Origin of the sequence: Candidatus Allofournierella merdavium, assembly GCF_944382735.1 — a bacterium.
GTDB lineage: Bacteria > Bacillota > Clostridia > Oscillospirales > Ruminococcaceae > Allofournierella_A > Allofournierella_A merdavium.
The window spans coordinates 73188-87481 of the sequence record NZ_CALWND010000007.1 but is presented as its reverse complement, the minus strand read 5'-3'; the positions used below and the strand labels follow the sequence as shown (position 1 = coordinate 87481).

The following is a 14294-nucleotide window of genomic DNA, read 5'->3' as shown; positions in this document are numbered from 1 at the left end:
AACAGGGAATTTTGAAAAATGTTTGAAGTTGGGGGATGTTGCCATCCCCGCTCACAGCGCCCGGAAGCCCTTGCCCACGATCTCGGAGGAATTGACGATGGTGAGGAAGGCGGTGGGGTCCGCCCGGCGCAGATGGTTGCGCAGGGCCACCGCCTGCCGCCGGGTGAGCACGGTGGTGTACACCTGTTCCTCCCTGCCGGTGTAGGCGCCCCGGGCGGTGTAGACGGTAGCGCTGCGGTTCAGCTTTTCCAGGATGAAGGCCTTCAGGTCCTCCGGGTGAGAGGTGATGACGGTGATGACCTTGCGCTGGTTGAAGCTCTCGATCATGCCGTCCACCACAAAGGCCTTGGCAAAGGTGCCCAGCAGGCAGTACAGGCCGGTGGCCACGCCGTAGAGCCCCCCCGCCCAGACGGCGATGGCCACGTCGCTCACCAGCAGGGCCCGTCCCACCTCCAGGCCGGTGTACTTGGCCAGGATCATGGCCACGATGTCGGTGCCGCCGGTGGAGGCGCCCACATTGAAGACGATGGCGCTGCCGATGGCGGGCAGGGCCACCGCAAAGCACAGTTCCAGGAAGGTGTCGTCGGTGAAGGGGCCGTGCATGGGGTACACCTTTTCCAGCAGCGACACGAAGGCCGACAGGGCAAAGGAGGAGTAGATGGTCACCCCCATGGTCTTCGCCCCCAGGAACACAAGGCCCAGCGCCACCAGGGCGGCGTTGATGAGGAACAGCGCGCCGCCCACGTTCAGGTTGGGGAAGAGGCTGGCCAGGATGATGGACACGCCGCTGGTGCCGCCCATGGCGAAGTGGTTGGGGGTCTTGAACAGGTGGATGCCCGCCGCCGTGAGGAACAGCCCCAGGTTGAGCAGCAGCGCCCAGACCGCGAACTCCCGGGAAAAAATCTTCTGTTTTGAAAACATGGAATGGCAGACCCGCTTTCTCGGGCAGCGGGCCAAAACGGCCCACTGCCCCAGTATCTGTAATAAAGTACCATACAACCGGGTTTTTTGTCAATTCCCGCGCCGGCGCGGGCCGCTTTTATGTTGCATTCACGGCAAAAATCCTGTAAAATAGTACAGATAGTGGGCCGCCGGCTCCGCCGGCGCTCGGATATACCTTTTAGGAGGGGCAAGATCATGGAAAAGCCCAGCAACTTTCTCACCGAGATCATCGACGCCGACCTGGCCGCCGGCCGGGTGAAGGAGATCCACACCCGCTTCCCGCCGGAGCCCAACGGCTACCTGCACATCGGCAGCGCCAAGGCCATCTGGATCAACTGGGGCATCGCCACCGCCTACGGCGGCAAGTTCAACCTGCGCTATGACGACACCAACCCCGTGCGGGAGGATGAGGAGTACGTCAAGAGCATCGAGGAGGACCTGCGCTGGCTGGGTGCCATCCCGAGCGGCGGCATCTTTTACGGCAGCGACTACTTTGAGCAGTGCTATCAGTACGCCGAGCAGCTCATCAAAGAGGGCAAGGCCTATGTGTGCGACCTGACCCGGGAGCAGATGCAGGAGTACCGGGGCACCCTCACCGAGCCGGGCCGGCCGAGCCCCTGGCGGGACCGCTCGGTGGAGGAGAACCTGGACCTGTTCCGCCGGATGCGCGCCGGCGAATTTGCCGACGGCAGCCGCACCCTGCGGGCCAAGATCGACATGGCCAGCCCCAACATGAACCTGCGGGACCCGGCCATCTACCGCATCGTCCACGCCCATCACCACCGCCAGGGCGACGCCTGGTGCATCTACCCGCTCTACGACTTCGCCCACCCCATCCAGGACGCCATCGAGGGCATCACCCACAGCATGTGCAGCCTGGAGTTTGAGAACCACCGGCCGCTGTACGAGTGGGTCATCGACAACCTGCATCTGGGGCCCTTCCCCATCCAGCGGGAGTTCGCGCGGCTGAACGTGTCCAACACGGTGATGAGCAAGCGCTATCTGCGGGAGCTGGTGGAAAAGAACATCGTGGACGGCTGGGACGACCCCCGCATGCCCACTCTCTGCGGGCTGCGCCGCCGGGGCTACACCCCCTCCAGCATCTTTGAGTTCGTGAAGAAGGCGGGCGTGTCCAAGGTGTACAGCCTGGTGGACTACCGCCTGCTGGAGCACTGCCTGCGCACCGAACTGGAGCTGTCCGCCCCGCGGCGGATGGCGGTGACCGACCCCATCAAGCTGACCATCACCAACTACCCCGCCGGCAAGGTGGAATATTTCGACATCCCCAACAACCCCAACAAGGCGGCCGGCGACGACTCCACCCGCAAGGTGGCCTTCTCGGGCGAACTCTACATCGAGCGCAGCGACTTCGCCCAGGTGCCCCCGCCCAAGTTCCAGCGCCTCAAGCCGGACGGCGAGGTGCGGCTGATGGGCGCCTATATCGTGAAGTGCAACGAGGTGATCCTGGACGAAGCCGGCCAGGTGGCCGAACTGCGCTGCACCGCGGACCTGGAGACCGGCAACGGCATGCCCGCCGACGGCCGCAAGGTCAAGGGCACGATCCACTGGGTGAGCGCCGCCCACGCGGTAAACGCCGAGGTGCGCCTGTATGACAAGCTGTTCACCCAGGAGAACATGGGCGAACTGCCCGAGGGCGCGGACTACAAGGACTTCTTGAACCCGGAGAGCGTGAAGGCCCTGCCCGGCGCGAAGCTGGAGGCCTGCCTCGCGGAGGCCAAGCCCGGCGAGACCTTCCAGTTCGTGCGGATGGGCTACTTCACCGCCGACTCCAAGAACCCGGGCGTGTTCAACCGGGCGGTGACCCTGAAGGACAGCTTCTCCAAGACCCTGGAGCAGAAATAAGCGTTTATACATGAAACAGCCCCGGCGCTTCCCAGCGCCGGGGCTGTTTTTCTTTTTTCACGTCAGGCCGGCTGCCCGCTTTGGCCCTCCTCCCGGACGCGGATGCGCCGGCGCAGCCAGCCGCCCTGGAGGTAGTAGACCAGGAAGAGCAGGCTGGTCAGGCTCCAGCTGAGGGGGTAACAGGCCAGCGCGCCGATGAGGCTGTGCCAGACGGTAGCCACCACCGTGACCGCCCAGAGGATGCGGGTGACGCAGACGCCGATGCTGGTCATGATCATGGGGATGAGGGAGTCGCCCGCGCCGCGCACCGAGCCGCTGAGGATCTCGATGAGCACATAGGTGGGCCAGAAGGGCACTACATAGTGCAGGATCTCCACCCCCTGCCGGATCACCGGCACGTCCTGCACGAAGAGGCGGAACAGCGCGCTGCCGAAGGCCAGGGTGAAGGCCATCAGCGCGCCGGTGGCCACAAAGGCCATCAGCACACACTGGCGCACCCCCTTCTTCACCCGGTCGTACTGGCCGGCGCCGAAGTTCTGCCCCACAAAGGTGGTGATGGACAGGCCGAAGGAGTTCATGGTCATCCAGAAGACGCTGTCGATCTTGCCGTAGGCGGTGTAGGCGGCCACCACGTCGGTGCCGAAGCTGTTGATGGAGGCCTGCACCACGCTGTTGGACAGCGAGTACATCACCGACTGCAGCCCCGCCGGCAGGCCGATGCGCACGATCTTGCCCACCATCTCCCCGTCCAGCCGCAGATAGGAGGGCACAAAGCGGTAGCAGGCGGTGGTGTGGGTGAGGCTGGTCACCGTCATGTAGGCCGACACGCACTGGCTGGCCACGGTGGCCAGCGCCGCGCCGGCCACCCCCATGCCCAGGATGGCCACCAGCACCACGTCCAGCACGATGTTGGTGAGGCTGGCGCAGATGAGGAAGTAGAGCGGGCGCTTGGAGTCGCCCACCGCCCGCAAAATGCCGGTGCCCATATTGTAAATGAGGCTGGGCACCATGCCCAGAAAGCAGATGCGCAGGTAGAGCACCGCGTCCTCCATCACGTCGGCGGGGGTGTTCATGATGGACAGCGCCCAGCGGCTGGCCGCCAGGCCGATGACCATGATGCCCACGCCCCCCAAAAGGGCCATGGCCATGGCGGTGTGCACCGCCCGCTGCACCTCTTTGCCCCGGCGCGCGCCGTAATACTGGCTGATGACCACCGAAGCGCCGCTGGCCACCCCCACAAAGAAGCCCACCAGCAGGTTCTGCACCACCGCCGTGGTGCCCACCGCCGCCAGCGCCCCCTTGCCCACAAAGTTGCCCACGATCACCGCGTCGGCGGTGTTGTAGAGCTGCTGAAAAAAGGTGCCGAACCAGATGGGGAAGAAGAACAGAAGGATCTGTTTCCAGATGACCCCGCCTGTGATGTTGCCGTTCATTGACCACCCTCCAAAATCAAGAAAAGCGGCGGCCTCCGGCGCGTTCGGCGCCCGCGGGGTCTCCACTGCACTATCACGATACTTCAGCCGCCGGCGTTTGTCAATAGCCGCGCCGGGGCGGATGAAAAATTTTTCCTGGGCGGGCAAAGGGTCTGGCCCGGCGGCGACTGTTATGGTATACTGATTGTGTATGGAAACCATCGGGCGCGGCAGGCCGCGCCCCTCGCGAGGAGGCGTCTTTGATGAACATCATCTGGATCCTGTGGGGCATTGCCGCCCTTGTGGTGCTGGTGCTGGCGCTCGTTGCCGTGGCCGTGGTGCGCGCGGCGCGGATGAAACCCACCGACGCCGTGACCGCCCAGTTCCCGGAGGCGGACATGGCCCGGGCGCAGGGGTATGCCGAGGCGCTGGCGAACCTGGTCCGCTGCGAGACGGTCTCCTGCCGGGACCAGGCCGACCGGCGCAAGTTCGCCGCCTTCCACAAGGTGCTGCGGCGCACCTTTCCCCGGCTGCACCGCCGGGCGGAGATCATGGAGTTCGACGGCAGCCTGCTGTACAAGATCACCGGCACCGCCCCCGGCCAGAAGCCGCCCATCCTGCTGATGAGCCATCAGGACGTGGTGGCCGCCGAGGGCGAGTGGCAGCATCCGCCCTTCTCCGGCGAGATCGCCGACGGGGCGGTGTGGGGCCGCGGCACGGTGGACACCAAGGGCAGCCTTTACTGCATCATGCAGGCGGTGGAGGAACTGCTGGAGAGCGGCTGGAAGCCGGAGTGCGACGTGTACATCGCTTCCAGCTGCACCGAGGAGTGGAGCGGCGACGGCGCCCCCGCCACCGCGGCCTGGCTCAAGGAGCACGGGGTGCACCTGGGCCTGCTGCTGGACGAGGGCGGCATGATCATGGAGGGCCCCATGGCCGGGGTGCGCGGGCGCTACGGCATGGTGGGCGTGGTGGAAAAGGGCTACGTCGACGTGAAACTCACCGCAAAGGACGAGGGCGGCCACGCCAGCGCCCCCGGGCGCAACACCGCCCTGGTGCGGCTGGCCAAGCTGATCTGCCGGGTGGAAAAGCGCAACCCCTTCCGGGCGCGCTTTGACCCCACCCTGCGGGAGATGTTCCGCCGCATGGCCCCCAACATGAACTTCGGCATGCGGCTGGTGCTGGGCAACCTGTGGCTGTTTGAGCCGCTTCTGTGCCTGGTGCTGCCCCGCATCAACCATCTGGCGGGTGCGATGATGCGCACCACCTGCGCCTTCACCACCGCCAAGGGCTCCGACGGGCTGAACGTGCTGCCCCAGGAGGCCTACGTCACCGCCAACATGCGCTGCATCCCCCACCAGCCCACCGATGAGAGCATCCGCATTTTGGCAAAGATCGCCCAAAAATACCGGGTGGACACCGAGGTCATCTATCAGGACGCGGTGCCCCCGGTGGCGGATTACAGCGCCGCCCCCTTCAAGCTGCTGGAGGAGACGATGGCCAAGGTCTACCCCGGCTACGGCGTCTGCCCCTATGTGATGACCGGCGGCACCGACGCCCGCTTTTACAAGGACGTGACCGACAACGCCCTGCGCTTTGCCCCGCTGGAGATCAACCACCAGCAGCACACCAGCATCCACGCGGCCAACGAGAACCTGTCGGTGCTGGCGCTGCCCCCGGCGGTGGACTTCTACAAGCAGCTGCTGGAAAGCTACTGCGTGGTGGACCCCGCCGCCCCCCACCCGGCCCGCAAGCGCCGTCCCGCCGCCAAGAAGGCCGCGCCGGCCGCTCCCGCTGTCCCCGCCGGGGCTCAGGACGGCGGCCCGGCTGCCAGGAGCGTCCCGCCGGAAGTTCCCGACGCCGGCACGCCCGGCGCGGAGGGGATGAGCCTGCCCGATGAGGTGCAGATGCCGCCCGCCGTGGCGGCTGCCGTGCAGGCGGAGCGGGCCGCCCAGGAGACCGGCCTGCCCGAAGCCGCGCAGGCCCCGTCCGCCGTGGCGGCCCCCGCCCCCGGGGAAAGCGCCCCCGCGGCGCCCGCCAAAAAACCGGCGGCCAAAAAGCCGGCGGCAAAGAAGCCCGCCGCGAAAAAAGCCGCCGCGCCGGCGGAAACGCCCGTGGCCCAGGCGCCGGAGCAGGAAGCCCCCGCCCCGGTGAGCGATCAGGCAGAGCAGCCCGCCGCCCCCGCGAAACCCGCCAGAAAGCCGGCGGCCAAAAAGCCGGCGGCGAAGAAGCCCGCCGCGAAGAAGGCCGCCGCGGGCGGCCAGCAGGCCCCGGCCGCGGCGCCTGTGGCGCAGGCCCCGGAACAGGCGGCCCCCCGACCGGCCGCCGTGCCCGCCCCCGCCGAGGGGACAAGCCCCGCCCCGGCGCCGGCTTCTGCCGGGATGGAACCTCCCGCCGAACCGCAGGCCGCCGAGGCCCCGGCGGAACCGGCCACCGTCTGACCCGCGGGAGCCGCCCCAAAAACAGAACAAGGCCCGGGGCCCCGTTGCGCAGTGAGCGCAACGGGGCCCCGGGCCGTTTTGGCGTAACTGTTTCGCGGCGGGCCCACAGTCCGGCCCGCAAAAGTCAGCGGTGCAAAATCTCCCGCCGGATGACGCGGAAGGCCTCCGCCTCCCCCTTATCCCGCACCAGCAGCAGCATTTTTTCCAGCAGCGCGCGGGTGTTGGGGTGGAGGATGTAGTGGTCCCGCCCATGGCTGTAATACTCCCAGGCGGAGGAATCGGTGTACTTGTCCTTCAGATACACCCGGCTGGCGGCCAGCCGGTCGCAGAACATCTCCGCCACATACTTCACCGGCATCTCGTTGCCGATGAGGTTGCCGGTGCCCGCCGGGTCATAGTCGATCCAGTATTCCAGATGGTGCCGGTTGCGGCCCTTGTGGTGCAGCCAGGCGGTGCTGCATCCCTCGGCTTTGCGCTGGGCGTCGTTGGGGCTGCGGTTGCCCTGGAAGTACTTCACCCCCACCCAGAACTCCGCCGGGCTGTATTTGGACAGGTCGTGGCACAGCCCCTGGCGCCAGAGGCCCAGCCGCCGGCAGTAACAAAACACCAGCCATTTGTGATAGGTGATGGTGGACAGATGCCCCCAGAATTTGTTCATTCCAATGCCTCACTCGTGCCCCGGCGCGCCGGGGCGGGATTTACAGGGTCTGCTTTGCCTGCTCCTTCATCTTGCGGCTGCCCAGGTGCACCAGCGGCAGCTTGCCCTCGGCGCAGATGGGGCACTCCTCCGGCAGGTAGTTGGGCAGGTCCAGCTTCACGGCGCTGGCCAGGATGGGGATGGGGCTGGGGGCGTCCGCCTTGGTGCGGTCCACCACGCAGACGATGCCCAGGCACACGCCGCCCGCCTCCTCGATGACCCGCTTGGTCTCCAGGCTGGACACGCCGGTGGTCACCACGTCCTCGGCGATGACGCACTTTTCACCCGGCTGGATGGAAAAGCGCTTGAGGGTCATCACATTGTCCACCCGCTCGGTGAAGATGGCCCGCTTGCCCAGCTGGCGGCCCAGTTCGTAGGCGTAGACGATGCCGCCCATGGCGGGGCCCACCACCACGTCCACGTCCAGTTGCCGCAGCTGGTCCGCCACCGGGGCCATCACCGCGGCGCACTTGTCGGGGTACTGCTGCAGGTAGGCCATCTGGCAGTAGGCGCTGGAATGGCGGCCGCTGCTCAGCAGGAAATGGCCTTCCAGAAAGGCCTGGCACTCTTTCAAAATCTCCACTGCGTTGCTCATCTTTGTCGCTCCTTTATCTCTCTGTGTGTTCAGGCCCGGGCGCAGCCCCGGATCTCGGAAAGGTCCTTCACGCCGTGGCGGTCCATCCACGCGCCGATCTCGGCGGTGATGCGCCCGCAGGCACGGGGGTCCATGAAGCTGGCGGTGCCCACCTGCACGGCGGCGGCGCCGGCCATGATGAACTCCAGCGCGTCCGCCCCGGTGGTGATGCCGCCCAGGCCGATCACCGGCACGTCCACCGCGCCCACCGCCTGCCACACCATCCGCAGAGCGATGGGCTTGACGGCGGGGCCGCTGAGGCCGGCGAAGATGTTGTTGAACACCGGCCTGCGGCGCTCGATGTCGATGGCGCAGGCCTGGAAGGTGTTCACAAGGCTCAGCGCGTCCGCCCCGGCCTCCACGCAGGCGGCGGCCATGCGGGGGATGTCCTCCGCCTGGGGGCTGAGTTTCACCACCAGCGGCTTTTTGGTGGCCGCCCGCACCCGGCCCACCACCTCTTTGGCGCTGTCCGGCCGGATGCCGTAGGCGATGCCCCCCTGTTTTACGTTGGGGCAGCTGATGTTCAGTTCGATGAAGTCCACGGCGGTGGCGTCCAGCAGCCGGGCGCCCTCCTCGTAGTCCTCGACGGACCCGCCGCCCAGGTTCGCGAACACCGCGGTGCCCAGGGTCAGCATCCGGGGCAGCTCCTCGGCGATGAAGTGGCCCACGCCGGGGTTTTGCAGGCCGATGGAGTTGATGAGGCCCGCCGAAGTCTCAAAGAGGCGCTCGCCCTCGTTGCCGTATTTGCCGTTCAGGGTGAGGCCCTTGGAGCAGACGCCGCCCAGGACCTTCAGATCGAACATGTCGGCATACTCCTCGCCGTAGCCGAAGGTGCCGGAGGCCGCGATCACCGGCCCGGCCAGCCGTTTGCCCAAAAGATCCACATGCAGATCGCTCACCGGCCGAACACCTCCTTCGCATCGAACACCGGGCCGTGCTTGCACACGCTTTTCGGCCCTTCCGCGGTGTGGCAGGTGCAGCCCAGGCACGCCCCCACGCCGCAGGCCATCTTCTTTTCCAGGCTCACCAGGCACTTAACGCCCGCCGCCTCGCACTTGGCGGCCACCGCCTTCATCATGGGCTCGGGGCCGCAGCAGAGCACCAGGTCGTACTCCTCCGGGTGGAGGATGCCGGTGACCAGGCCGTGATAGCCCACCTTGCCGCTGTCGGTGGCCACATGCACCCGGCCGCAGAGGGGCGAAAAGCGCCCGATGCCATAGGGCTCGTCCCGAAAGCCGGTGTAGAGGTCCGGCTTTTTGCCGGCGGCGGCCAACTCCCGCACCAGCTGGTAGAGGGGCGCGGTGCCGATGCCGCCGCCCACCACCGCCACCCTGCCGGCGGCCGCGGCGGCCGCCGCGTCAAAGCCGTTGCCGGAGGGGCCGGTGAGCAGCAGGATGTCGCCGGGTTCCAGGGCCGACAGATGCCGGGTGCCCTGGCCCCGCACTTCATACAGAAATTCCAGGGTGCCGGTGGCGGCGTCCCAGCTGTGGACGCTGACGGGCCGGCTGAGCAGCGGGGCCGCCGTGTCCGGCCAGCAGCGCAGCATGAAGAACTGCCCCGCGTGGGGGGCTTTGTCCGCCCGGGGCCAGGTCACCGCCAGCAGCCGGATGTTCGGCGCCACGGTGGTGTGGGCCAGCACCCGGACCTCACAGGCTGTTGCAGGCATGGGCAATGGCCTCCTTCATTTTGACGCATTCGTTCCGGGCCGCCTGGTCGAAGGCGGTGCCCGGCTGTTTCTTGTAGGCCAGCAGCACCGCCCGGCTGGAGTTCACCACGCCGCCGTTGCTGTGCTTATCGAGATAGCGGGCGATGTCGTCGGCGGTGCCGCCCTGGGCGCCGTAGCCCGGGATGAGGAAGAAGCTGTCCTCGTAGCGGGCGCGGATCTCGGCCGCCTCCTCGATGTGGGTGCCGCCGATCACGAGGCCCAGGCTGGAATAGCCCTTCTCGCCCATGCACTCGAGGCCCAGCTCGTGCAGCTTGTCGCCCACCATGTCGTAGACGTGGCGGCCGTCCGCCAGCATCTCGTACTCAAAATCCTTCGCGCCGGGGTTGGAGGTGCGCACCAGCACGAACAGGCCCTTGCCCGCGCCGGTGACGTAGGGCAGGTAGGGACGGATGGAATCCAGCCCCATGTAGGGGGCCAGGGTGATGAAGTCGGCCTCAAAATCCCCCTCGAAGTGGGCCTTGGCGTACATCTCGGCGGTCTTGGCGATGTCCCCCCGCTTGATGTCCGCGATCACCGGCATGCCGGCGGCCTTCACATAGTCCAGCGTCTCCTTGTAGGCGCGGATGCCGTCCAGCCCCAGGCTCTCGTAGTAGGCGATCTGCACCTTGAAGCAGCCCGCCACGTCCTTGGTGGCGTCCACGATGGCCTTGTTGAACCGCACGATGTTCTCGCCGGCGGTCAGTTCCGGTTTGGCAAAGCCCTCCGGCAGGTAGGAAAAGTCGGTGTCCAGCCCCACGCACACCGGGCCGCGGGCGGCCACCGCCTCGTACAGCTTGTCCATGTTGGTCGTCATAACCCTTTCGCTCCTTTAAATTTGTAATATATAAATGAAATATAACGCTTTGTATTACCGTTTCCAGGTGACGCGGCCGCCCTTGAGGGTCATGTCCACCCGGCCGAACAGCTGCGCGCCGTGGTAGGGGCAGTTGTGGCTCTTGGAGTGGAGGGCGTTTTTGTCCACGGTGTAGGGGGTGTCCAGTTCCACCAGCGCCAGGTCGGCGGCAAAGCCCACCGCCACCCGGCCGTGGTCGGAAAGGCCCAGGATGCCCGCGGGGGCGGTGCTCATCAGCTCCGCCAGCCGGGCCAGGGGCAGGCCGTTCTCTTTGCAGAGTTTGGTGTAGCACACCCCGAAGGCGGTCTCCAGGCCCACCATGCCCGCGGCCCCGGCGGCCTTCTCCTGGTCGGTGTGGGGGGCGTGGTCGGTGGCGATGGCGTCCACCACCCCCAGGCGGATGGCCTCGATGAGGGCGGCCACGTCGTCCGGCTTGCGGATGGGCGGGTTCACCCGGTAGTCAAAATCGGCGAACCACAGATGGTGGGGGGTCACCTCGCAGGTCACCGGCACCCCTTTCCACCGGGCCGCGCCGATGGCCTCCACCGCCTCTTTGGTGCTCACATGGCACATGTGCAGCCGCGCGCCGTAGTATTCGCACAGGTGCAGGTTGCGCACCGTCTCGATGTTCTCGGCCAGCCGGTAGTCCCAGGGGGAGATGTCCATGTCCTCGGCGTGGCTCATGATGACCAGGCCCCGCTGGGCGGCGATGGCGAAGGCCCGGGCCATCACCGCGCCGGACTGCACGCCCTTGCCGTCCTCGGTGATGAACTTCAGGTCCTCCGGCAGGGTCTTGAGGTGGTCGAGGGTGTGGCCGTCGAAGTTCTCGGTGATGCTCACCGTCTGGTTCGCGCCGCACAGGCCCACCCGCTCGGCCTCGGCCATCACCCGGTGGGCGATGTCCGCCGAGGAGCAGACGGGCTTTGTGTTGGGCATCAGGTTCACGAAGGTGTAGCCCCCCGCGGCGGCGGCGGCGGAGCCGGTGGCGATGTCCTCCTTGTACTCAAAGCCGGGGGTGCGCCAGTGGCAGTGCAGGTCCACAAAGGCGGGCAGCAGGGTGCGGCCGGCGCAGTCCACCACTTCCTCGCCCGCGGCGGTCAGCTCCAGCCCCAAAGCGGCGATGCGGCCGTCCCGCACCAGGACGTCCACCGGCCGCCCGTCGGCCAGGCGCGCGTTTTTCAGCAGCATGGGCAGTTTGCTCCTTTCGGTTTTTCGCGGCCCTTCGCCGCCGGTTGGGTAAAAAAAAACTTTTCCCCCGAAAAGGAAAAGTCAAAACAGAAACGCGGAAAAAACGCCGGCGCGCAAACCAAACTTCCCATGCTGTGCGAATCGACGGGTCATCGTGTGCCGGCCCCTTTCCTGCGTCTTAAATCACCTAATGTTAGCATACTTTTTACTGTGCGTCAAGCCTGCCCCTTGCGCCGGGCGGCCCTTTGCGCTACACTGGGAACAGCGCCCCGCCGGGCGCGGATTGGAGGACCTTTTTTGATGAAACGACTGCTTTTGCTGTTTGCCTGCCTTGCGCTGCTGGCGGGCTGCGCCGGCGCGCCGGCGCAGCCCGCGCCCGCGCCGGACCCCACCCCTGCGCCCGCGCCCACCGCCACGCCAGACCCGGAGGCCGCCTGGGCCGAGGCCGCGGCGGCCTTCCGCCAGTGGCTGCCCGCCCAGCCGGGGTTCGAGGGCTTTTCCTTCGCGGTGCAGGAGGGCTATCCCTACCTCGTCTGCGTGAACCGGGCGGCCAGCTGCGTGACGGTGTACGCCGATGACGGCGCGGGCAGCTACTCGGTGCCCTACATGACCATGGTGTGCAGCGGCGGCGAGGACACGCCGCTGGGCACCTTCTCCACGCCGGTGAGCTACGACTGGCGGCTGCTCTCAGGGCCCTGCTACGGCCAGTACGCCACCCGCATCGACGGGCCCTACCTCTTCCACAGCGTGCCCTACTACACCCAGCACAAGGACGATCTGGAATACGACCAGTTCAACCAGCTGGGCACCCCCGCCTCGCTGGGGTGCATCCGGCTGGCGGTGGCGGACGTGCGCTGGATCTATGTGAACTGCCCCATCGGCACGCCGGTGGTGATTTACGACGACGCCGAGAACCCCGGCCCCATGGGCAAGCCGGGCACCCTGTACATCGACCCGGCGGACGAGACGCTGCGGGGCTGGGACCCCACCGACCCCGACCCGGCGAACCCCTGGGGCGACGAGTACCTGGACGGCACCGCCATCCGCAGCCGGGCGGCCGCGGCCGACTGGGAGGCTTTTAAAAACAGCGAGGCCTTCACCCAGGGCCTGACCCCCACCGACCTGCAGGGCTGGAGCCACGACAGCGCCACCGAGGGCACCCGGGGGTGAGGCGTTTTCCCCCCGCAGAAAGGGCAGGGCGGCATGCCGCCCTGCCCTTTCTTTGCCCCGGGCCGGCTCTCCGCCCATTTTTCGGCCGAAACCGCCCACTCTACGATCCATAGATTGCGCGCGCGGGGCTCATCCGGTAGGATAGTATCAGAAGGAGGCGGATCCCATGGATGCAGATGCGACCGGCCGTTTTATCGCCGAACTGCGAAAGCAAAAAGGATACACGCAAAAGGAACTGGCCGAAAAACTCATGGTGACGGACAAGGCCGTGTCCCGGTGGGAGACGGGGAAAGGCCTTCCCGACACATCCCTGTTATCCCCCCTCGGGGACGCGCTGGGGGTCTCGGTGGGGGAACTGCTGGCCGGCAGGCCGCTGCGGGACGGCGAGGTGAAAGGCCAGACCGACAGGATCATTCTGGAATCGCTGAACTACGCGGATCGCATGCTCACGGGCGCGGCGAACGGGCTGTTTCTTCTTCTCGGCATCGCCCTGCTGTGCTCGCCGCTGTTTTTGACGCGGCAGAGTTACGTCTGGCTTCTGGGCGCGGCCGTCACCGCGACGGCGCTCCCCGGCCTGTGGCTGCGAAAGAGGGGGCCTTTGCCCGGCCGGGCGTATTGTCTGGCCGCCGTTGTGCTGCAGGGCGCGGCCCTGGCGCTGGAGATACTGCCGGTGAGCGCCGTCATGGTTTTTGCCACCGGCCCTTCTGCGCGTGTCACAAAAACCTGTTCCTGTTTCAGCCCGCTTGCCCTGGGCTACGCAAACGTCACCCCCCTGCTGACGGGGGTCCTTACCGTGGTCATCCTGTTGCTGAGCGTGGTCTGCCTGTTTCGGTTCGACAGGGCCGCGGGGTGCCGGAACGCCGCGTTCCTTTGCAGCCTTGCGGCGCTGCCGCTCTCGGTCGTCCCGCTGCTGCTGTTCGGGGCCGCGGGCATGACGGCGGAGAGCTACGCCATCTGCGGGGGCGCTTTTCCTGTCGGCCTGCCTGCAGGCGGCGGCCAGCCGCCGGAATTGACCGCCGCCGGGCAGATAAAAGGGCGCCGGCGGGCGGGCCGTCTGCGCCCCGTCAGGCGCGCGCCCTGACACGGCGCCCCTGCCGCGTATGTCCTGCGGCGGATCAGCCCGCCAGCTCCTCCATCGCCTCGCGGGCGGTGTCGGCGCTGAACAGAAAGCTGCCGCTGAGGCTGTACACTTCCACATGGCTGCCCACATACCGAATCTCGTACTCCATTTTGTGACCCGCCTTTCCGGTTTTCTTGTCCGGCGGAGGCTCTTCCCCCGCCCTGTGCTTACAGTATAGGGGAAAATAGGTACGATAATCCGGATTTTCAAGCGCGCGGGGAGTTCCGCCCCGCAAAAAAGGGCCGCCCCCGGCACTGCCGGGGGCGGCC

The 14294-nt window shown here is 66.9% G+C and carries 12 protein-coding genes; 4 read left to right on the top strand and 8 right to left on the bottom strand.

Features of this window, described 5'->3' with window-relative positions; all coding sequences use genetic code 11:
* Positions 1–51: 51 nt before the first annotated feature.
* A complete protein-coding gene (locus ACH2A7_RS07235; protein WP_394961045.1) occupies positions 52–921 on the bottom strand; it encodes a YitT family protein in 870 nt (289 codons plus the stop codon).
* A gap of 216 nt (positions 922–1137) precedes the next feature.
* On the opposite strand from ACH2A7_RS07235, the gene ACH2A7_RS07230 reads away from it, so the two are divergent.
* Positions 1138–2805 carry a glutamine--tRNA ligase/YqeY domain fusion protein gene (locus ACH2A7_RS07230; protein WP_394961044.1) on the top strand — a complete coding sequence of 556 codons (1668 nt, stop codon included), beginning with the start codon at positions 1138–1140 and terminating at the stop codon, positions 2803–2805.
* Between the two features lie 62 nt (positions 2806–2867).
* Here the strand turns inward: ACH2A7_RS07230 and ACH2A7_RS07225 are convergent, their stop codons facing one another.
* Entirely contained in the window at positions 2868–4238 is a 1371-nt protein-coding gene (locus ACH2A7_RS07225; RefSeq protein ID WP_394961043.1) for an MATE family efflux transporter, read from the bottom strand.
* Positions 4239–4480: 242 nt separating this feature from the next.
* On the opposite strand from ACH2A7_RS07225, the gene ACH2A7_RS07220 reads away from it, so the two are divergent.
* Positions 4481–6658, top strand: a complete 2178-nt coding sequence (locus ACH2A7_RS07220; protein ID WP_394961042.1) for a M20/M25/M40 family metallo-hydrolase — start codon at positions 4481–4483, stop codon at positions 6656–6658.
* A gap of 124 nt (positions 6659–6782) precedes the next feature.
* Here the strand turns inward: ACH2A7_RS07220 and ACH2A7_RS07215 are convergent, their stop codons facing one another.
* From ACH2A7_RS07215 to ACH2A7_RS07190, 6 genes are read right to left on the bottom strand one after another with little or no spacing between them, the layout of a single operon-like run.
* The gene (locus ACH2A7_RS07215; protein ID WP_394961041.1) at positions 6783–7316 is read right to left on the bottom strand and encodes a DUF5662 family protein; all 534 of its coding nucleotides are present in this window, start codon (positions 7314–7316) and stop codon (positions 6783–6785) included.
* Positions 7317–7356: 40 nt separating this feature from the next.
* Positions 7357–7950, bottom strand: a complete 594-nt coding sequence (gene pyrE, locus ACH2A7_RS07210) for an orotate phosphoribosyltransferase (RefSeq protein WP_394961039.1) — start codon at positions 7948–7950, stop codon at positions 7357–7359.
* A gap of 29 nt (positions 7951–7979) precedes the next feature.
* A complete protein-coding gene (locus ACH2A7_RS07205) occupies positions 7980–8888 on the bottom strand; it encodes a dihydroorotate dehydrogenase (protein WP_394961037.1) in 909 nt (302 codons plus the stop codon).
* Positions 8885–9655 (bottom strand): dihydroorotate dehydrogenase electron transfer subunit, encoded by a 771-nt coding sequence (locus ACH2A7_RS07200; RefSeq protein ID WP_394961036.1) that lies wholly within the window; start codon positions 9653–9655, stop codon positions 8885–8887. Before ACH2A7_RS07200 ends, ACH2A7_RS07205 begins: the two co-directional genes overlap by 4 nt.
* Complete coding sequence (pyrF, locus tag ACH2A7_RS07195; protein WP_394961034.1) at positions 9636–10508, bottom strand: orotidine-5'-phosphate decarboxylase; 873 nt, start codon at positions 10506–10508, stop codon at positions 9636–9638. Before pyrF ends, ACH2A7_RS07200 begins: the two co-directional genes overlap by 20 nt.
* 54 nt (positions 10509–10562) lie before the next feature.
* Complete coding sequence (locus tag ACH2A7_RS07190) at positions 10563–11735, bottom strand: dihydroorotase family protein (RefSeq protein ID WP_394961033.1); 1173 nt, start codon at positions 11733–11735, stop codon at positions 10563–10565.
* Positions 11736–12035: 300 nt separating this feature from the next.
* Between ACH2A7_RS07190 and ACH2A7_RS07185 the strand changes: the two genes are divergently transcribed.
* The gene (locus tag ACH2A7_RS07185; protein ID WP_394961031.1) at positions 12036–12905 is read left to right on the top strand and encodes a L,D-transpeptidase; all 870 of its coding nucleotides are present in this window, start codon (positions 12036–12038) and stop codon (positions 12903–12905) included.
* Positions 12906–13071: 166 nt separating this feature from the next.
* Positions 13072–13986, top strand: coding sequence for a helix-turn-helix domain-containing protein (locus ACH2A7_RS07180; RefSeq protein WP_394961030.1), 915 nt, complete (start codon positions 13072–13074; stop codon positions 13984–13986).
* Positions 13987–14294: the final 308 nt, after the last annotated feature.